Origin of the sequence: Brevibacterium sp. p3-SID960 (assembly GCF_025144725.1) — a bacterium.
Lineage (GTDB): Bacteria > Actinomycetota > Actinomycetes > Actinomycetales > Brevibacteriaceae > Brevibacterium.
Window position 1 is genome coordinate 36,614 of sequence record NZ_JALXKS010000015.1, and the last position, 20,148, is coordinate 56,761.

Consider the following 20,148-nt stretch of genomic DNA (forward strand, 5'->3'; position numbering starts at 1 on the left):
CTCCGATCGATATAACAAGCGTTCGGCGGAGGAGGCGGCATAACAAGCGTTCGGTGGAGGAGGCGGCGGGGTCGGTGAGGACATTTCCGGTGCGGACCCGGCGATGTCCGTGGGCTGTGCTTCAATGAAGCCATGGTCGCAACGGAAGATGAGCTCAGACCGCACACCAGCAGGGAAGGCACCGGTTCCGCGCCTGATCTGGGCGACGTCATCGAGCGCTGCATCCGTGAGCTGCGCGACACACATTCTGGTTGCAACATCACAGTCATCGGAGCGCCGGGAACCGGGAAGACGACGCTTGTCTGCACGGTGTTCGAACAGCTCGCCGCGACACCGGGCATCGGTGCTGACGACATCCTCGTACTGACTCCAAACCGCGACCACGCCACCGCGCTGCGCGACCGCCTCGGGCCCGGCCGCAACGGAATCCGGTCGGCACCTGCCGCGCGCAGCATCCACTCATTCGCCTTCGGGCTCGTCAGCGCGCTCAGCGGAGCCACCGAGGGCCGGCAGATACGGTTCATCTCCGGGGCCGAACAGGACGCCTTCCTCGCCGACATGCTCGCTGGATACGAATCCGGGCTCATTCCCGCTCCCGCCTGGCCGGAGCACCTCAGCGCCGAGGTGCGGGCCACCCGAGGCTTCCGCGACCAGCTGCGCGAAGCCCTCAACGAAATCATGGCACGCACACTCGATGACAGCGACGTATTCGCAGCCGCCGCTGCCCACGGACGAGGGGAGTGGGAGGCGCTGGCCGTCATGATGCGAGAGTATCTGGAACTCAACTCGTTCCCCGGTTTCAGCGGCGTCGACACCGCCAGTGTACTCACCGAAGCGACGAGCATCCTCATCGACCAGAACGATCGCGGGGTACGGGCCGGCCGCCACTGGGACTTCTCGGTGCCCGACCGCCCTGCCAGCGAGCAGCCGGGCCAGCCGGTACCGCGCTATGTGCTCGTCGACGCCGCCCAGGACCTGCCCGATGGTGCGCTGTCGGTCCTGCAGTGCTTGGTCGCCCTCGGCTGCCGGATCCTGCTGACCGCCTCACCAGACACGACGACCCAGGCGTTCCGCGGGGCGACCGGCCTGCTGCTGCGCCACGCCGCACGCGAGGACGCCACCGGCGGGCCGCTCGCCGGGCCTGGCGGCAGCCGCGTGCTCACCCTCGACCCACTCGACCCGTCGTGCCGCGGCGCCGGAGCGCTGGCGCAGCTGTGGCACAGCTTTGCTTCAGCGATGTCGGCCGAACAGGCGTACGGCCACCTGCCGATTCCCGACCGCAGTGCCGAGGCAGTCGCAGAACCCGGTGAGGCGGGTGCAAGTGAACCGGCGGAATTCGCGGTGTTCCCCAGCGCCGCCGAACGCACCCGCGGGATCGCCCGGACGCTTCGGCGCTGGCATCATGACACGGGCCTGGACTGGTCGGACTGTGCGGTGCTGTGCCGCACCGCGGGCACCGCCGCGGCGCTGCGCCAGGAGCTCGAGCACCTGGGAATCCCGGTCGCCGGCAGCAGCATATCCCTGGCCGCCGACCCAGCAACCGCCCCGCTGCTGCGGCTGCTCGGCCTCAACCGCGATGACGACACCGCTGTCGAGGCCGTCGCCCGTGAGCTGCTCACCGGGGTCTATGGTGGCGTCGATGCGCTGGCTGTGCGCGGCCTCGAACGCGAGCTCGCCGTCCTCACCGGCAGTGCGGACGACACGCTGCTGACCGCCTTGCGCACCTATCCTGCCGAGCAGCTGCCCGGGGAGCTGGCGATGGTCCACCGGCTGCTGGGCACTGCCGCCGAGGTGCGCGGCACCGATCCGCACACGGCACTGTGGCAGCTGTGGGAGACCTCCGGTGCGGCGCGGCGCTGGGAGCCGGTCGCGGCATCCCAGCCGACGCACCCGCTCAACGACCGTCTCGATGCCGTCATCCGGCTCATGACGCTGGCCGAACGCTACAGCGGCCGCGACGCAATGCCCGCCCACAGCTTCGCGCTCAAGGTCCTCGACCAGGATTTCGCGCAGGACTCCCTGGCCCGCCAGCATCACGGTGACATGGTCGTCGTCGACTCACCGGCCGCTGTCGCCCACCTCGACTTCACCGCCGTCATCGTCGCCGATGTCAACGACGGCCAATGGCCGAACCCCAAGATCCGCGGCTCGATCTTCGACACCGCCGACCTCTGCGACGCACTCGACAAGCGCCTGCCGACGGCGGGCCCTGAGGCCGACAGCTCCGCTGCCCAGGCGGCCCGCTTCGCGCAGCAACGCCGCGGGGTCATCCGCGATGAGGCCCGGCTGCTGCTCGCCGCGCTGTCCCGGGCCCGCACCCACCTGGTCGTCACCGCTCTCGATGACGGCGAGTCGAGTCCCAGCGGCTTCTTCACCCTGCTGCGCCCCGACCCGGATGCGGAGGCAGACCGCGCCGATACGGCGGCAGGCGCTGATGCTTCCCGCGCCGGTCGTGCTGCTGAGCCTGCCGCCGGCCAGCTGAGCATTCGGTCCATCGCAGCACACGCCCGGCACCGTTTCGAAGCCGCTCGCACCGCCGAGGAACAGCAACAGTGGGCGCAGCTGCTCGCCGCGCTCACACGCGCTCATGTGAGCGAAGCCGACTCGGCGACATGGCAGCGTTGGTACGAACGCAGCTCACAGGATCCGGTTCGGGCAGCAGATGAGATCGTCACCCTCAGCCCGTCGACGATGGAGACCTTCGCGACGTGCCCGCTGAAATGGTTCCTCTCCCGGCACGCCGGGGACGCGGCGGCCACGCAGGCGCAGACGACCGGCACGCTCATCCATGAGCTGGCCGAGGAGTTCCCCGATGGGGACCTGCTGAGCATGCAGCAGGCGTTCGAAGAGAAGTTCGCCCGGCTCGAATTCGACGCCGCGTGGGAACGCGAACGCGAATACGAGACGATCGCAGGCATGGTCGACAACCTCAGCACCTACCTGCGCGCCCGCGGCAGCGAAGGCACCCTTCTCGGAGTCGAGGCCAGCGTCACTGCCGTTGAGCACGACCCCGAGCAGGGCGGCCCGTGGCAGATCCGCGGCCGTATCGACCGCATCGAGCAGCTCGCCGACGGACGCGGCCTGTACATCATCGACTTCAAGACCGGCAAGAACCCGACACCACGCAAGGAGATGCCCGAGCACCCGCAGCTCGGCACCTATCAGGCAGCACTCGCTCACCCGAGCGGGACGGTCGAACTGACCGACGGCAGCCAGGCGCACGGCGCGCCAGCCGGAGCGGAACTGGTGTTCCTGCGCAACAAGAAGCCCACGATCCGCGAGCAGCCTGCCCTGCAGACTGACGAGGACGGCCCTGACGGACACACCTGGGCTGGCCGGATGGTCGTCGAGACCGCCCGTCAGATGCGTTCGGCGTACTTCCCAGCCACCCCGTCGCCGGACGCCTGCCGATACTGCCCGGTGCGCAGTTCATGCCCGGCCGTGATGGACAGCGACAACGAGGAGGCACGCGCATGAGCGCGCAGTACAGCGCCGCCGCGCTCGCCGAGATCGTCGGAGTGCACCCCCCGACCGATGAGCAGGCGGCGATCATCGAAGCCGAGCTCGAACCGACCGTCATCATTGCCGGTGCGGGTTCAGGGAAGACGGAGACGCTCGCGCTTCGCGTGCTGTGGCTCATCGCCAACGGCTACGCCGACCCGCAGCGCATCCTCGGACTGACATTCACGCGCAAAGCCGTCGGTGAGCTGACTGAGCGGATCTGGGCGTTCGTGCGCACCTTTCGCCGTGTCCGTCCTGCCGCCAGCGGCACCGGAGGCGGGCAACGTGGCAGGCTTGCTGATCTCGAGATGCCGACGATCTCGACCTACAACTCCTATGCCGCCTCGCTCGTGAGCGACTACGGCCTGGCGATCGGCATCGAATCCGACTCCTCAGTCCTTGATGCAGCCGGGTCAATCCAGCTGGCCGAGCAGATCATCCTCGCCGCAGAGCCGCACGAGATCCCCGCCGACGTCGCGCGGACTGCTCTCATCGGGCGCGTCCGCGAGATGGCCGGGCAGATCAACGAGCACCTGCAGACCCCGCAGAGAGTCCTTGACTACCTTGACGACTGCATCGACCACCTTCTCGGCGAAGCCGGTCTGACGTGGTACGCCACGAAGATCCGGCGGGGACGATCTCTGCGGAAGGAGGAGAAGGACGGCGTCATCGCCGAGCTGCGGGCACTGGCCGACGAGGCTGGTGTCGGCCGAGCTGGGAAGGGCCACACAGACCGCAGGGCGCGCGATGAACTGGCGGAGAGGATCATCGAGCTGTGCGGCACGACCGCGCTGGAGAAGCTGCTGGACAAGCGGAAGATCACCGTGCTGGCTGAACGGTTCCTGGCAGCCAAGCGGCAGAGCTCGGCTATGGAGTTCTCCGACCAGGTGAAATACGCCTACGACATCATGAGCCGACCCGACGGACGGATCCTGTCGGTCGAGCGAAGCAGATGGGACGCCATCATGCTCGACGAATACCAGGACACCTCGGACTCGCAGTTCCAGCTGCTGCAGCGCCTGTTCAACGGCAAGAACGTCATGGCAGTCGGTGACCCCCGGCAGTCGATCTACGCCTGGCGCGGCGCCTCAGCCCGCAATATCAGCGATTTCCCAAAACAGTTCCAGCGCCAGCTGCCGACAACCGGCCCGGGCGAGCAGCCGAGAGTCGCCGACGCGCACGTCCGGACGCTGAGCATCGGCTGGCGCAACGACAAGAGCATCCTCGCCGTAGCCAACCGGATCTCCGAGGACCTGCCGGAATACGACGCAAAGGACGTGCTGCGGCCCCGGCCCGGCGCCGGCGACGGTCGGGCACTCGTGGTCTCCACCATCGGAGAGATCGACCAGGTGTACGGCACCGACCTCATGGCAGAACTCGTCGACTTCATGCACTCCGCCACCGAGACCTGGCACGCCAGCGGCAGGACTGACCCACCCCAGCGCGCAGTGCTGTGCCGCAAACGCTCGTTCCTGACCGAAACGGCCACCGCACTTGAGAATGCCGGCTTCGAGGTGCACGTCGCCGGTGCTGACGGACTGCTCGAAGACACCTACGTCGCTGATATACACGCAGCCCTGCACACGGTGACCGACCCGAACGCCGGCACCGAGCTCATGCGTCTCATCAGCGGTCGCAGCTGTTCTCTCGGTGCTGCCGACATCGCCGCACTGCACCGGTTCGCTAAGGCCCGCAATGACCGCGCCCAGCAGGTTTTCGAGGCCAGCCAGAGCGCAGCCGGTGCCGAGACCGGCAGCGCTGAGACCGGTGATTCCGTCGCAGGCGGCGCGGGGGTTGTCACCGTTGGGATCATCGAAGCTGTTGACGACCTCATCGCTGTCGCCTCTTTCCTCGACGGATCTGACAGACCCCAGCGCTCACCGGTCGTCGCTGACTGGCGCAGATCAAAGCTCAGCGAGACCGCCACGCGCCGGCTCATCCGCCTGGCTGAGAGCCTGCGTCGCCTCAGGCGCCTGGCTGTCACCGTGCCCGGCCTCGTGCGAGCAGCGATCGTCGAACTCGACATCGACACAGAGGTCGCATCGCTGCCCGAAGCTGCCCGGGCCAACCATGAGAAGTCCGTCGATGCGTTCATCTCACTGACAGGTGACTTCGTGTCGCAGAATCCGGTGGGATCACTCGATGACTTCCTCACCTGGCTTGCCGTGATGGACGCCGAACAGTCACTGAGCATTCCCGAGGAGCCGGCGGCCGAGGGTGCCATCACCATCATGACCGTTCACGGGTCGAAGGGGCTGGGGTTCGACATCGTCGCCATTCCGCACCTGACAGTAGGAGACATGCCCACCACACTGCGCAGCCACCAGGCGTGGCTCACCGGCGGAATGCTGCCGTATGCGCTGCGCGGCGACCGGCACCACATTCCACGCTTCGACCTCACCGACACCCGATTCGCCACCGAAGACGACATCGAGACGTACCGGGATACGGAGCTGAAGGACCAGCTCAACCTGCACCACGCCATCGAGGAACGCCGGATCGGCTATGTCGCAGTGACACGGGCGAAACAACAGCTGTGGCTCGGCGGCAGCCTTTTCACCACCCGACAGAAGGAGAACGAGTTCTCACCATTCCTACACGAGGCCGCCGAGGTCCTCGACCTCGACCCCGACGAGGTCCTCAACCCCGGAGACGACGACACCGAACGGCCCGAGGGCGAGGCGATCTCCGTCGAGTGGCCGAAACGAACCGACCCCGCAGAAGCCGCGAGACGAGCGGAGCTGACCGGGGTGTTCGCCTCCGCCCTGCGAGCGAAGCCCGAGCTTCAGCAGCTGGCTGATGCACAACCGGACATGCACGACGGTGCAGCTGCCGAGATCGCCGCACTTGCTCAGATGGCGCTGGCACTGCAGGCGGAGCGGGCCCAGCAGGCAGAGGAGTCCCCCCTGCCGAGCCGACTTTCTGCCACCGGGCTCGTTCAGCTGGCAGAGGATCCGCGGCGCTACCGCCGCGAACTCAGGCGCCCCATGCCGCAGGGCCCATCTCACGCCGCTGGGCTCGGCACCGCCTTCCACGCCTGGGTGGAGAACTTCTACGGACAGGCGGCACTGAGCGACCTCGACGACGATCCGAACACCGTGACTCTGCCGGCATACCTGCACGAGCAGCTCGACGAGCTGTGCAGGCGGTTCGAGCGCTCACGTTTTGCAGCACTGGAGCCGGCGGCGGTGGAACAGTCCTTCGAACTCACCCTCACCGGCGCTGACGGTCACACGGTGACGGTGCCGGGCAAGATCGATGCGATCTTCGCCATCGACGGCGGATACTACGTCGTCGACTGGAAGACCGGCAGGTCCCCGCGCAGTGAGGACGAGCTGGCAGACCGGGCGATTCAGTTGGCCATCTATCGGATGGCTGTGCAGAAGATGCCGGCGTTCGCCGCTGCGGAGCGCATCGAGTGCGGATTCTACTTCCTCGGTGATGATCAGGAGATTACGGTCCCGCACATCATGAGCGCATCCGAACTCGTCGCCCGCCTCGGGCTCTGACGCGCTCAGGACTTCTCGGGACGTTCGTCGGGCGTCTGCAGCTGCTCGTCGACATCCATGATGCGCTCCGTCGGCACATCAGCTGAGATGCCCTCATCAAACGGCGCGGGGGCAGCTGCCGGACGGAACGTTTCCGGGCCGCTGCTGCGCTGCACCTGCGGTTCGACTCGCGGCTGGCGATCAGGTGCGGGCACTCCAGGCGAGGCCGTGCCGGGCTCATCGTCTGCAGGAGTGTCCTCTGCAGGAGTGTCCGCTGCTGGCCCTGGCACAGGGGCGCTACCATCGTGGGTGGCTGAGTCATCTGCCAAGGCCTCGTGGCGATCGGTGAACTCGTACGGCTGGGCATGCCGCGGCTGCTCGGCATCAGCTGTCGCCACCTCGGCAAGCGAATTCAGCAGGGCCACCGCATCGGACTTCGCGGTTTCATCTTCGGTGTCGACTGCCAGCAGCAGCCAGTCGAGGACTGCCAGTTCGGCCAGCAGCTCGGCACGCGCCTGCAGACCGGCATCCTTGATGTCACGCTGCTGGCGGTAGCGGTCGAGGAAGTGCTCGTAGTGAGATCCCTCCACAAACGTCGACACCGCCGCTACGTCGGCTGCCGGGTCGCCGACTCGGAAGCGGAAGAAATCACTGACACTGGTGATGCGCTCATCTTCGACGCGGATCGCCTCCGGAGCCAGCGCTGCGTGGATCGGGCAGGGCAGGAACCGCCATGTCGAGACGTTCTCCAGGGCGTCCTCCCAGCGCTGCAGCAGCACCGCAGGCACAAGCCCGGTGTCCGCCGCGCGATCGAGATCAGCCAGCAGCTGTTCGCGCAACTCGGCTGAATCGTGGACGACGAGCCCGGCATCTGCGACCGCACCGGTGTCGCTGTTGTGCAGATCGGCGAGGAAGTCGGCCAGGGCGCTGACCAGCTGCTGCGAGTCTGCGAAGGCCTCCAGCGTTGCAGGGGTGCCGGCCAGAGGGTCGGAGACCTGCACTTCGTAGGTCCGGTCGTCCTCGGTCAGCTCATCCGGGGCCCGAACGGTCGCGAGGATCTGCGGGAACCCGATCTGCGTCTCGGGCAGCAGGCTGCGCAGCACAGCGCACGCTACTGCCTCGGTCTGGGCGGCCGGCACATCAGAGTCGGGGATGAGGCTGACGACCAGCGAGCGCTCCTCGTCGCTGAGCAGCACACGCGGGCCGCGCGAATCCGGCAGCTTCGTCCACAGCGACGGTTCGAAACCGGCGATCTGTCCGGCGGCGATTGCTGCAAGCCTCAGTCCCAAGGTGTCCACGTCATCCAATCTACCTGTCCGCACAGGGAGGTTGGTGGATCTACACTCCGATGCCGCCGCCCGGTGGCAGAAGTTCGCGTCCTCCACAGGCGCGGCCACCGCTCGAATCGATGTCCGCGCCCTTCGCTACAGTGGAACGCATGAAACCCCTCCCAATGCTCCAGGCGGCCAGCCTTGCCCGCAGCGCCGTCGACCGCAACGATGCGGCGCGCGGATCCGACGGCGATCTCTCCGAGCTGTGGCAGCGCTCGCGCGTACACGGGATCCTCGCCCACCGCGGCTACCTGCTCGTCGCCTCAGGCGGCCTGGTCCCGGTGACCGAAACCGAGGTGCCGCAGGACTCCACCCAGATCTACCTGGGCGTCGACGACACAGAAACCCACTGGATCGGCATCGACCTCACCGATGCAGGACGTGCGGCGATCGACTCCTCGTTGGCCGCGGAGCGCGACCGGGACGCCGTTGACTTCCTCGACGCACCTGCCAGCGGCATCGACGCAGCCGAACCGACCTGGCTGCCGCTGCGCGAGATCGCCGAGGCGCTCAGCGACCGCGACGCAGGACTGGCCTGTGAACTCGTCGCCGTGGGCAACTGGCACCGCACACATACGCACTCGCCGCGCAACGGCGCACCAACCGTGCCGATGCGCGGCGGCTGGGTGCGCAGGGATCCCGAGGCCGGCAGCGAGCACTTCCCGCGCACCGATCCGGCTGTCATCATGGCCGTTGTGCACACCGACGAGCGCGGCACCGAACGCCTCCTGCTCGGCAGCAACGCGGCCTGGCCCGAAGACCGCTTCTCAGTCCTGGCAGGTTTCGTCGAACCCGGAGAGACCCTGGAGAACGCCGTCGTGCGCGAGGTCTGGGAAGAAGCACGCGTGCCGTGCTGCAACCCCCGCTACCTCGGGTCGCAGCCGTGGCCGTTCCCGGCCTCGCTCATGCTCGGCTTCAGCGTCGAGGCGCAGACGCTGGACTTCCAGGCCGATCTCGTCGAGATCTCCGGCCTGCGCTGGTTCACGCGTGAGGAGCTGCGCGAACAGGTCGACATCGGTGCCGTCTCGGTGCCCGGCAGCGTCTCGATCGCAGGCCAGCTCATCTCCGCGTGGATGCACAACGCATGAGCCCACAGCCCACCCAGCCCCGCAGGCGGCGCCACACGGATACGCCCTCAGGCCCCTGCGCTGCGGGACCGGTCGCCGACAAGCTGCTGGCCGCCCTCGACCCCGAACAGCGGCAGGTCGCCGAGCACTTCGACGGCCCGCTCGTGGTCCTCGCCGGTGCAGGCACCGGCAAGACACGAGCGATGACACACCGCATCGCCTACGGCGTGCACACCGGGCAGTTCCGTCCCACCGAGGTGCTCGCCCTGACGTTCACGTCGAAGGCTGCCGGTGAGATGCGCTCCCGGCTGCGCGGCCTCGGCGTGCCCAGCGTGCAGGCCCGCACGTTCCACTCAGCAGCTCTGCGACAGCTGCGGTTCTTCTGGTCATCGATTGCCGAGGGCCCGTTTCCCGACCTGCTGACGCACAAAGCCGGAGTGCTCTCACAGGCGATGGCCGGCCTCGGCTTCGAACCAGAACGCGAAGTCGTCCGCGATGTCGCAGCCGAGATCGAGTACGCCGCGGCCTCCCTGCTCGGTGTCGAGGAGTACCTGCACGCTGCAGGTGACCGCGAGCTGCCCGACGGCATTGATGTCGCAAGCATGGAGCGGATCATGCTCGCCTACTCGGAGATGAAGTCCCGCCGCCGCCTCATCGACTTCGAAGACGTCCTCCTCGTCCTCAACGGCGTGCTCGGCACCCGCGAGGACATTGCTGCGAAAGTCCACTCCCAGTACAGCAGCTTCGTCGTCGACGAGTTCCAAGACGTCTCCCCGCTGCAGTACGACCTGCTGCGTCGCTGGCTGGGCAGGCGCGAGAGCCTGTGCGTCGTCGGCGACCCGGCCCAGACCATCTACACGTTCGCCGGTGCCACCGACTCATTCCTGCTCGGCCTGCGGCGGGACCTGCCCACCGCCTCGACCGTCAGACTGGTGCGCAACTACCGATCGAGTGCCGACATCGTCGACACCGCCAACCGGCTGTTGACCCACACCGGCCGCGGGGCACTCGTGCTCCAAGCCACCCATCCCCGCATGGGCCCGGTGCAGTACTTCGAATACGGCGACGACCCAGCCGAGGCGGCAGCCGTGGCAGACGCCATCGCCGATGAGCTGGCTGCCGGACGCGCCGCCCAGGACATCGCGGTGCTGTTCCGCACCAACGGCCAGAGCCAGGCATACGAAGAGGCCCTCGCCGCCCGCGGCATCACTTATGTGCTGCGCGGCGGGGAGCGGTTCTTCGCCCGTCCAGAGGTCAAGCAGGCCCTCGTCATGCTCAACGCCGCCACCCGCACCCACGGGGTGGGGCCGTTGCCTGAGGTGGTCCGCGAGGTGCTGGAGAACACCGGCTGGAGCGCCGCCGGCGAGTCGCGGGTGGGTGCCGCCCGCGAGAAGTGGGAATCGCTTGCCGCCATTGTCGACCTTGCCGAGGCCATGCAGGCCGACAAAGAGATACCGGTGCCTCTGGCGGACTTCGTCGCCGAACTCGCCGACCGGCAGGAGCACCAGTTCGCTCCGCCGATCAACGGCGTCACACTGGCCTCTGTGCACGCGGCCAAGGGCTTGGAATGGGACAGCGTTCACGTCGTGGGCCTCAGCGAGGGGCTGATGCCCATCAGCTATGCCAGCGAACCGGCCGAGATCGCCGAGGAGCGCCGACTGCTCTATGTCGCGGTGACCCGTGCACGCAAGCAGCTGCGGCTCAGCTGGTCGAAAGCCCGGCACGCCGGCCGCGCCGGCTCGCGGCGCCCCTCACGATTCCTCGCCGAACTGCGCGGCGACCAGCCCCGGCAGGCCCCGCAGGTACGGCGCAGCCGGGCCGCCGGCACAACCCGCGGAGGCGACACCGTGCACTGCCAGAAGTGCCAGAAGGTCCTCGTCAACATCGTCGAACGTCGCATCGGTCGCTGCGGCGACTGCCCAGGAGCCATCGACCCGCAGCTGCTCGAAGCGCTCAAGGACTGGCGCAAGCAGGCCGCGGAGGACCACCAGATCCCTGCCTACATGGTGCTGACGAACGCGACGCTGAATATGGTCGCCGAGGTTGCACCGCGAAACCGGGAGGAGCTCGCCCGGGTGCCCGGCATCGGCCCGGTCAAACAAGAGCAGTTCGGTGAGGCGATCATCGAGACCGTCCGTCAGCAGCGCAGTGACAACGCCTCCTGATCACACGTGGCTCAGATGCTGCAGCACAGACGCCCGGCAATCGCAGCTGGCATGGAACTCCGGCGTCTCGACGACGACCTTGCCGCTGGTGGAGACGACAAGGTCATCGGCGACACGGCCGGGGTGCAGAATGTGCTCGCGTACGCGCTCGGCCTGATGCGCATACGCCAGAGCGCACAGCACCGGATCGAGCAGCGACGCGGAGGGAGCCTGTTGCCACAGCGCCTGCCAGCTGCCGAACCAGTCGGCATCGTCATCGCAGCGGAAGCCGATCGCGCAGCGCGTGCAGGGGGTCTCCTGGGCCCGGATCACATGGGACAGGCGCACCTGCTCCTGCCCGACCGTTACGTGGCAGTGGTCGATCCCGTGCTCATGGAGGAATCCAGCACCCACCGCGTCATCGACCCAGGCGCCGGTCAGCACGACGAGCGGCTGGTCCGCCGTCAGCGCATCCTCGGCCCGGTCGATGATGTCAGCGCGCATGCCGGCGGAAACGAGCAGGGCCTGCAGTCCGCGTCGCAGCGGCCCGAGGACGAGCACGCTGGGACGTGTGAGCTGTCCGGTGATGGTGCTGGGCTCTGCCCGGATCCGGGCGGCATAGGCATCGACGTGCGTGGTGCTGCCGGCCCGAAACGCAGTGCGCTCGACAGGCATGAGCACACCGGCTTCTCTCAGAAGGGACAGCAGCGAAGCTGAGCGAGCCGGGCTGACCTCGAGATGGGCGGCGCGGGCGTCGAAGTCGCGGGCGCTGATGCCCATCCGGATCGCATTGATGAGTTCGGTGTCGGCCGCGGTGAGCCCGTCGATGAGCACGGGGGAATCGACGCCGAATTGGATGCATCTTGAGCTGCGCCAGACCACCGGTACCGATCGGTAAAGCTGATATCTCATGCCGTGAACCCCCTTGTACACCGGCATCGTAGGCTCACATGCACATGCACGGACAGGGGGATGAGGCGATTGTGGAAAACTCTGTGCAGAGATGGGCCCAGACGGAAATGAGATCGGACGAACGCACTCATGAATGAGACCGGGCGAACGCGCTCATGACATGAGGCGTGCAATGCACGCCGTCAGAGCTGTTCGCCCGGTCGAAGCCCTCAGCCGCTCGCGAGTTTCGTGAACCTTCCCCCAGCCCACGAATCTCGGGTTTTCCGAGGGTCTGACTCCTCAAACTATGCCGCTTGCCGCGCCCACGTCAACAGACTGTCGGGCACCCCCTGTGCATGGTGTGTGGAAAACGCCGGGGAACTGACGTCGTTTGTGTGGATAACGATGTGCATCGTGTATCGGATTCGGGTGCGCGCAGCTGCCGGGAAGTTCCGGTTGACGTGAGGAATCACCCCCTGAGTGGGGTGTGGACACAAAGAAATCTCGAGAAATTTTTAAGAGCTCCTGACTGCGGCGTTGCGGCTTGGATTTCCCTGCCGCCTGTGGCAGCCCGTTGATCATCGAGTGGTGGCCGTCACGCGGGAGGTGGAGTCGGTGGGTCCGGTGGTGTCGGTGGGTTCAGCGGAGGAGGTGGGTCCGGTGGGGGTGGTGTCCGTCGGGCGTGCGAAGATGTCTGCAGTGGCAGAGCCGTGTGAGAGGGCAGGGTGAGAGTACGTGGACGCCTCGGATGTGCGGGCAGGGATCGGTGACGGCACGATCACCCTCAAGCGCTCAACGCGACGCCGCAAGACGATCTCTGCGACGAAAACCCCCGTCGGCTATCAGCTGGCTGTGCCTGCCCGGTTCGACCTGGAGCGCAACATCTGCTCGATCGCGCGGCTCATCGAGCGCCTGGAGCGCCGGGCTGCGGTCCCTGCACCAGGTGATGAGGATCTGCAAGCCCGCGCGGCTGAGCTGAACGCACGTCTGTTCGACGATGGGATCGCCCCGACCTCGGTGCGCTGGGTGTCCAATCAGCGCACCCGATTCGGCTCGACGACTTCGGCCACCGGTCAGATCCGGATCTCCGACCGTCTGCGCGAGGTGCCGGCGTGGGTCCTCGATGCGGTGCTCGTCCATGAGCTCGCGCACCTGCGCGAGCCCAATCACTCGCCAGCCTTCCATGCGCTGGCGGGCCGCTACGAGCGCACCAAAGACGCCGACATCTTCCTGTCGGGGTTCAGCTACGGCGAGGGCGCAGCCCGGCACACCAGCTGACCCCCCGTAAGTCAGCGCTGCGCGAGCTGGTGAGCAGCATCCCACAGCTTCGGAAGCCGGTCGGTCAGATCCGGTATGAGCTGATCGGGCAGCGCATCGAGGCTGAACCACCCGAGCGCGTGGGACTCCGGCGAGACGCTCACCGATTCGCTCTCAGGAGCATCGGCAGCAAAGAGCACATCCCGGTGACGGGCGCACCGGCCGTGCTGGGCTGCGAGGGTGTACGACGTCACGGACACAGGAGTGGGGGAGAACCAGCGCCAGGAGCGCAGGCCCGTCTCCTCGGTCAGCTCGCGTGCGGCTGCGGCAGCGAATGAGCCATCAGCTGCCTCGACGTGGCCGCCGAACTGCATCCACTTGCCGGTCTTGCGGTGCCGCTGCAGAAGCACCCTCCGATCATCGGCTGCGAGGTCGAAGACGACGCAGCTGGCGGTGAAGTGATCCGGGTCGGCGGTCTTCGACAATGCGGCAGGCCCCGCAGCGAGCAGAAACTCTGCCTGCGGGGCCTGCCCGGCGCTGCGCAGCTCGGCAGCGAAGTCGTTCAGTACTCGATCAGCGCTCATCATCCGCATCGGCGTCACCGTTGCCGCTGTCACCGTCATCTGCTGCGCCTGCACTGCTGTCGGCATCCTCAGTGTTCGGCTTCTCAGCCGAACCTTCGCTCAGGATCTTCTCGAGCGCTTCATCGATCTCTGTCTCACTTGACCAGGCTTCCTGACGGCGCTCCCGGTAGCCGAGCGGATCATCAAGATCCTTGGCGCTCGGCAGCAGATCCGGGTGGGTGAAGATCTGGTCGCGTGCCGCAGCACCCTCGGACTGCTCCAGGTAGCCGAACAGTGCGACGGCATCGCGCAGCCGCGTGGGCACCAGTTCGAGGCCGACGAGTTCGGCGAACCGGCGATCAGCAGAGCTCTGGGTGGCCAGCCGGCGATGGAGCGCCTCGCGGATTGCATCGCGCTCGCTCAGCGCCTCGCAGGCGGAGTAGGTGACGACATCAGCCCAGCCGGCGATGACCGACAGCAGGTTCTGCACCTGTTCGAGGGCCTCAGCCTGCTGCGGAGTCTGCTGCGGGTTGAAGAGACCCTCGCGGACCTCCTGGCTGACCTGCTCCAGGTTGCTCGGGTCGATCTGCCCGGCCAGCCCCTCGATGCGGCCCATATCGACTTCGATGCCGGCAGCGTACTTCGCCAGCGCCGTCTCGACGTGGCCGGCCAGCCACGGGGCGCGTGTGAACAGCCACAGGTGGGCAAGCTCACGCACTGCCAGGTAGATCCGCAGCTCCTTCGGGTCGATGTCGAGCTCGGCTGCGGCACCGACGATGTTCGCGTGCACCAGCACCGGCTTGTCGCCGGCGACCAGCGGCAGGCCGATGTCCGTCGACGTCAGCACCTCACCGGAGAGTCCGCCGAGCGCCTCACCGAGCTGCACGCCGAACATCGAGCTGCTCATCGAGGCGAACATCTGCGAGGCGCCGGCGAGCATCGGCTTGAGCTCTTCGGGTGCCTGCTCGGCGATCGTGCTCGTCAGCGCCTGGGTCATGTTCGTCTGCACCGGGGCGAGGAACTTCTCCCAGCCCGGCAGCGACTGGCGCACCCATTCTCTGCGGGTCAGGGTCTGCGCATCTCCGACCCCGGCCGGCTGGTCGGTGACCTTCGCCAGCCACAGCTCAGCGACACGGAACGCATCCCGGCTGGCGGCGACGGTCTCGTCGCTGATGTCCGGATCGGGAGTCGGCACCTTGTCCTCGGCAGCCTTGAGCGCTGCCTTCTGCGCACCGGCTCCGCTCATCATCTCCTGCAGCTGCTGCATGATCCCGCCGAGCATCGCCGGGTCGAAGGGGAACCCGCCGGGCATGCCCTGCTGGCCGCCGGAGCCGCCGCCGGGGCCGCCGAAACCTGCACCGCCGCCGGGCCCGAAGAACATGCCGAACATGTTGCCGAAGGGATTGTTCTCGTCAGGCTGCTGTTCGTCGTCGTTCTTATCGGTCATGCGGACCCCCTGGTTCGGTGCGGGCGGTGGTAGTCATGTCAGGCTAACCGGAGAAGCTGGTCAAATGTTCCGAACCGCCGGTCCTGAGGCGGTGGTTTCGTCCTCGGCGAAATGCGCGCATGCCGCCGCACACACAGCCTGCGGACAGGGGATTCCTGAGTGGTTCCCATCCGGTGCCTCGTCTAGACTGGAGCAGGTCTGTTCACTGGTGCGTATCGAAAGGGTTGAACCACGTGACGAACAACGCCGGAGCCGGTTCGGGTCACGCGCCTGAGCCCGCCCCCGTCGGCGCGCCGCAGACCCTCACAACCAGCGCTGACAGCGCTGCAGCCCCGGCAGAGAAGCCGGCTGGCAGGCCTCGGGCCCGCTCCGGTGGGATCCTGTCCGGAATCATCACCTACGGCCTCGTGCTCGCCTGCGCGCTGATCCCGGTGCCCTACCTGCTGCAGCTGCCCGGCCCGGTGGTCAACACCCTCGAGCCGGTCGACGGTAAAGATCTCATCACGATCAGCGGCGCCGAAACGTATGAGGCCGAGGGCCAGCTCGACATGCTCACCGTCGCCGTCGCCGGCGGCCCGGGCAACACCGTCTACGCCTCCGAGGCGCTGCGATCGGTCTTCAAAGGCACCGACACCGTCGTACCCAACGAGTCCTACTACCCGCTGACGACCACCCGCGAGGATGTCACCGGCCAGAACACCGCCCAGATGGCCTCCTCGCAGGACACCGCCACCGCTGCTGCGCTCGGCGAGCTCGGCATCGACTACTCCTCTGTCACCGCCGTCGCCGAGGTGGTGGCCGGTTCGCCAGCAGACGGGCAGGTCCAGCCCGGAGACGAGATCACCTCGATCAACGGCACCGGACTCGGAGGTGACCCCGACGCTGCGACGGCAGTCGCGGCGGCCGTCACCGAATCCGAGGGCAGCGTGCAGCTCGGCCTCAAGCGCGGGGACGAAGAGCTGTCGGTCGACCTGGAGCCCGAGCCGGTGCACGGCAAGAAGATGATCGGCATCTCGATGCAGCAGCGCTTCGACTTCCCGTTCGAAGTCACCTACAACGTCAAGGACATCGGTGGGCCGTCGGCAGGCATGATCTTCGCTCTGACGATCATCGACGAGCTCACTCCGGGCAACCTCACCGGCGGCAGGCCGATCGCCGGCACCGGTGCGATCGATTCCGCCGGGACCGTCTCGCCGATCGGCGGGGCCCGGCAGAAGGTCAGCGCCGCCTCGGACGCGGGTGCCGAGTACTTCCTGTCACCGGCGAAGAACTGCCCCGAGGTGGTCGACGCCGCCGCCTCCACAGACCTGAATGTGGTCCGTATCGACACGCTGTCCGATGCCCACGCTGCGGTCGAGGACATCGCCGCAGGAAACACCGACAGCCTTCCGCAGTGCGACGCCCAGCAGGGCGCACGATGACACCGCTTCGACGAAAGGGAACGAGTGACGTTTTCCGCCGGTCCACCCCGTAAGCCCGGTTCGCCCGGTCGGCCGCAAGGCCGGTCGACGAAGGTCTCGCCGCTGGTCCTCACGCTCATCGGCGTGGCCGTCGTGCTGGGCCTGTTCGTCGTGTTCGCGCAGGTCTACACGGACATCCTGTGGTTCGATCAGCTCGGCTTCCTGCAGGTGTTCACCACCGAATGGGTCACCAAGATCGTCCTGTTCGTCATCGGTGTGCTGCTCATGGCCGCACCGCTGTGGCTGTGCCTTAACCTAGCCCACCGCAAGCGGCCGGTCTATGCGCCCACGACGCCACAGCAGGAGAACCTCGACCGCTACCGCGAGGCCATCGAACCGCTGCGTGCCGTCGTTACCATCGTCGCCTCGCTCGTCGTCGGAGTGCTCGGCGGCGTCGCCCTGTCAGCCTCCTGGCAGCAGGTGCAGATGTTTCTGCACTCCACCCCGTTCGGGATCAAGGATCCCGAGTTCGGCTGGGACGTGTCCTTCTTCGTCTTCCAGCTGCCGGTCATCCGGCTCGTCGTCGACTACCTCGGCATGGTCGCGCTGCTGGCCTTCATCGGCTCGCTCGTCGCCCACTACCTGTTCGGCGGGCTGCGCCCCGGTGAGCAGCGCGGTCTCGACATGACCCGTGCGGCTCAGGTGCAGATCGCCATCACGGCCGGCGTGCTCATCCTGCTGCAGGCTGCCCGCCTGTTCGTGCTGCGCTACGAGTCGCTGACCAACACCAGCGGCATCGTCACCGGTGCCACCTACACCACCAGCAACATCACGCTGCCGGCGATGCTCATCATCGCTCTGGCCGCGCTCGTCGTCGCGCTGCTGTTCCTTGCCAACGCCTTCCGCAGCATGTGGAAGCTCTCGATCGTCTCGGTCATCATGCTGCTCGTCCTCGGTGCTGTCTCAGTCATCGGCCTGCCGGCTGCCGTGCAGCAGTTCCAGGTCTCGCCCTCCGAGCAGTCCCTGGAGCGCGAGTTCATCCAGCGCAACCTCGACGCCACCCGCTACGCCTACGGCATCCAGGACGTCGATGTGATTCCGTACTCGCCGACCACCGAAGGTGAGCCCGGCGCGCTGCGCGCCGATGCCGAGACCGCCGCCTCGGTGCGTCTGCTCGACCCGAACCTGGTGTCCGATACGTTCCGCCAGCTGCAGCAGCAGCGCCCGTTCTACAGCTTCCCCGAACAGCTCGACGTCGACCGCTACCGCATCGACGGTGAGATGCAGGACACAGTCATCGCGCTGCGTGAGCTCAACCCGGAATCGCAGGCGGATTCCTCGTGGCTCAACCAGGCCGTCGTCTACACCCACGGTTTCGGTGTCGTCGCCGCGTACGGCAACCGTCAGGGCAATGACGGACAGCCGTCCTTCCTCGAAGCCAACATCCCGCCGACCGGTGAGCTCGGCGAGTACGAACCGCGCATCTACTTCGGAGAGCGCTCACCGCTGTACTCGATCGTCGGCGCACCCGATGGCGCCGACCCGCGGGAGATCGACTACCCCGCCGATGGCGACGACGGCGAGGCACAGGTGTACAACACGTTCTCCGGTGAGGGCGGGCCGTCGGTTGGCAACTTCTTCAACCGTCTCGTCTACGCCGTGAAGTTCCAGGACGAGCAGATCGTCCTCTCCGATGCGGTCAACGAGGACTCCCAGATCCTGTACGAGCGCACCCCGCGTGAGCGCATCAAGCGCGTCGCCCCGTTCCTCGAAGTCGACGGTGACCCCTACCCGGCGGTCATCGACGGGCGGATCAAGTGGATCGTCGATGCCTACACGACGAGCCCGCACTACCCGTACTCGACCCCGCAGGTGCTGCAGGATGCCACCCAGGACTCGAACACCGAGCGCAGCGGCAGCCAGCAGGCGCTGCCGCCGCAGCAGGTGAACTACATCCGCAACTCGGTCAAGGTCACCGTCGACGCCTATGACGGCGACGTCGACCTCTACGAATGGGAAGATGACGACCCGGTGCTCAAGACCTGGATGAAGATCTTCCCGGGTCTGTTCAAGTCCACCGATGAGATGAGCGCCGACCTCATAGCGCATGTGCGCTACCCCGAGGACCTATTCAAGGTTCAGCGTCAGCTGCTCACCCGCTACCACGTCGACGACGCGAACTCCTTCTACACCGGCCAGGACTTCTGGACGCTGCCGACGGACCCGACGGTCAACCAGGAGCGCAACCTCCTGCAGCCGCCGTTCTACCTGACGCTGCGCATGCCCGGCCAGGAGAAGCCGTCGTTCTCGCTGACCTCGTCGTTCATCCCGCGCCAGGCGCAGGGCCAGACACGCAACAACCTCACCGGGTTCCTGGCGGCTAGCGCCGATGCCGGTGAGGAGGCTGGCACGAAGAGTGAGGACTACGGCCGGCTGCGTCTGCTGCAGCTGCCGCGCAACACGACGTTCCCCGGCCCGGGCCAGGCGCAGAACAACTTCAACACCGAGCCTGAGATCCAGTCGAGCCTCAACCTGCTGCGCCAGGGTGAGTCGCAGGTGCAGAACGGCAACCTGCTGACCCTGCCGGTAGCCGGCGGTCTGCTGTACATCCAGCCGGTCTACGTCCGCTCGGCCGGTGAGACCTCCTACCCGGTGCTGCAGCGCGTGCTCGTGGCCTTCGGTGAGCAGATCGGCTTCGCCCCGACCCTCGATGCCGCCCTCGACCAGGTGTTCGGCGGTGACTCGGGCGTCCAGGCCGGTGACGCCGGCCAGGCACCTGAGGAGGACGAGGAAGGCGCCACCGGCGGCACCCAGCCGGGGGAGACTGCTGACCAGGCTCTCGCCAACGCCCTCGACAAGGCCAAGCGGGCCATGGAGGACTCCGACAAGGCCCTGCAGGACGGAGACTTCGCCGCCTACGGTGAGGCACAGACTCGCCTGCGTGAGGCCCTCGACGAGGCGATGAAGGCGGAGAACGAGGCCTCGCCGGCTGACAGCGAAACCGAACCCGGTGACGCTGCCACCGACGGCGGCAACTGAACCTGCCAGCCCCGCGCCCG

Annotated in this window: 11 protein-coding genes; 7 read left to right on the forward strand and 4 right to left on the reverse strand. The window is 67.2% G+C overall.

Going from position 1 to position 20,148, the window contains the following annotated elements; all coding sequences use genetic code 11:
• Window positions 1-132: 132 nt before the first annotated feature.
• Complete coding sequence (locus M3B11_RS06430) at window positions 133-3,477, forward strand: PD-(D/E)XK nuclease family protein (RefSeq protein WP_259875916.1); 3,345 nt, start codon at window positions 133-135, stop codon at window positions 3,475-3,477.
• Window positions 3,474-7,010 carry an ATP-dependent DNA helicase gene (locus tag M3B11_RS06435; protein WP_259875917.1) on the forward strand — a complete coding sequence of 1,179 codons (3,537 nt, stop codon included), beginning with the start codon at window positions 3,474-3,476 and terminating at the stop codon, window positions 7,008-7,010. Before M3B11_RS06430 ends, M3B11_RS06435 begins: the two co-directional genes overlap by 4 nt.
• Window positions 7,011-7,015: 5 nt before the next feature.
• Here the strand turns inward: M3B11_RS06435 and M3B11_RS06440 are convergent, their stop codons facing one another.
• On the reverse strand, window positions 7,016-8,287 hold the full coding sequence (locus M3B11_RS06440; protein ID WP_259875918.1) for a phosphotransferase: 1,272 nt from the start codon (window positions 8,285-8,287) through the stop codon (window positions 7,016-7,018).
• 140 nt (window positions 8,288-8,427) lie between these two features.
• On the opposite strand from M3B11_RS06440, the gene nudC reads away from it, so the two are divergent.
• Both nudC and M3B11_RS06450 read left to right on the forward strand, forming a co-directional pair.
• Window positions 8,428-9,408: an NAD(+) diphosphatase gene (gene nudC, locus M3B11_RS06445; RefSeq protein ID WP_259875919.1), complete on the forward strand. Its 981-nt coding sequence runs from the start codon at window positions 8,428-8,430 to the stop codon at window positions 9,406-9,408.
• A complete protein-coding gene (locus M3B11_RS06450; protein WP_259875920.1) occupies window positions 9,405-11,552 on the forward strand; it encodes an ATP-dependent DNA helicase UvrD2 in 2,148 nt (715 codons plus the stop codon). The genes nudC and M3B11_RS06450 overlap by 4 nt, the downstream gene beginning before the upstream one ends.
• Here the strand turns inward: M3B11_RS06450 and M3B11_RS06455 are convergent, their stop codons facing one another.
• The gene (locus M3B11_RS06455; RefSeq protein ID WP_259875921.1) at window positions 11,553-12,443 is read right to left on the reverse strand and encodes a hypothetical protein; all 891 of its coding nucleotides are present in this window, start codon (window positions 12,441-12,443) and stop codon (window positions 11,553-11,555) included.
• A 714-nt stretch (window positions 12,444-13,157) separates the two neighbouring features.
• Here M3B11_RS06455 and M3B11_RS06460 point away from each other — a divergent pair.
• A complete protein-coding gene (locus M3B11_RS06460) occupies window positions 13,158-13,700 on the forward strand; it encodes a M48 family metallopeptidase (protein WP_259875922.1) in 543 nt (180 codons plus the stop codon).
• Window positions 13,701-13,711: 11 nt separating this feature from the next.
• Here the strand turns inward: M3B11_RS06460 and M3B11_RS06465 are convergent, their stop codons facing one another.
• Together M3B11_RS06465 and M3B11_RS06470 are read right to left on the reverse strand one after the other, a co-directional pair.
• Window positions 13,712-14,272 carry an NUDIX domain-containing protein gene (locus M3B11_RS06465; RefSeq protein ID WP_259875923.1) on the reverse strand — a complete coding sequence of 187 codons (561 nt, stop codon included), beginning with the start codon at window positions 14,270-14,272 and terminating at the stop codon, window positions 13,712-13,714.
• Window positions 14,253-15,689 carry a zinc-dependent metalloprotease gene (locus M3B11_RS06470; RefSeq protein WP_259875924.1) on the reverse strand — a complete coding sequence of 479 codons (1,437 nt, stop codon included), beginning with the start codon at window positions 15,687-15,689 and terminating at the stop codon, window positions 14,253-14,255. The genes M3B11_RS06465 and M3B11_RS06470 overlap by 20 nt, the downstream gene beginning before the upstream one ends.
• A 233-nt stretch (window positions 15,690-15,922) precedes the next feature.
• Between M3B11_RS06470 and M3B11_RS06475 the strand changes: the two genes are divergently transcribed.
• A complete protein-coding gene (locus tag M3B11_RS06475; protein ID WP_259875925.1) occupies window positions 15,923-17,110 on the forward strand; it encodes a PDZ domain-containing protein in 1,188 nt (395 codons plus the stop codon).
• Window positions 17,111-17,134: 24 nt separating this feature from the next.
• A complete protein-coding gene (locus M3B11_RS06480; RefSeq protein ID WP_259875926.1) occupies window positions 17,135-20,128 on the forward strand; it encodes a UPF0182 family protein in 2,994 nt (997 codons plus the stop codon).
• The last annotated feature ends 20 nt before the right edge of the window (window positions 20,129-20,148 follow it).

Coding starts and splice junctions, on each gene's coding strand:
- M3B11_RS06435 (WP_259875917.1), top strand. CDS start 3,474: ATGAGCGCGCAGTACAGCGCCGCCGCGCTCGCCGAGATCGTCGGAGTG.
- M3B11_RS06455 (WP_259875921.1), bottom strand. CDS start 12,443: ATGAGATATCAGCTTTACCGATCGGTACCGGTGGTCTGGCGCAGCTCA.
- nudC (WP_259875919.1), top strand. CDS start 8,428: ATGAAACCCCTCCCAATGCTCCAGGCGGCCAGCCTTGCCCGCAGCGCC.
- M3B11_RS06430 (WP_259875916.1), top strand. CDS start 133: ATGGTCGCAACGGAAGATGAGCTCAGACCGCACACCAGCAGGGAAGGC.
- M3B11_RS06450 (WP_259875920.1), top strand. CDS start 9,405: ATGAGCCCACAGCCCACCCAGCCCCGCAGGCGGCGCCACACGGATACG.
- M3B11_RS06465 (WP_259875923.1), bottom strand. CDS start 14,272: ATGCGGATGATGAGCGCTGATCGAGTACTGAACGACTTCGCTGCCGAG.
- M3B11_RS06470 (WP_259875924.1), bottom strand. CDS start 15,689: ATGACCGATAAGAACGACGACGAACAGCAGCCTGACGAGAACAATCCC.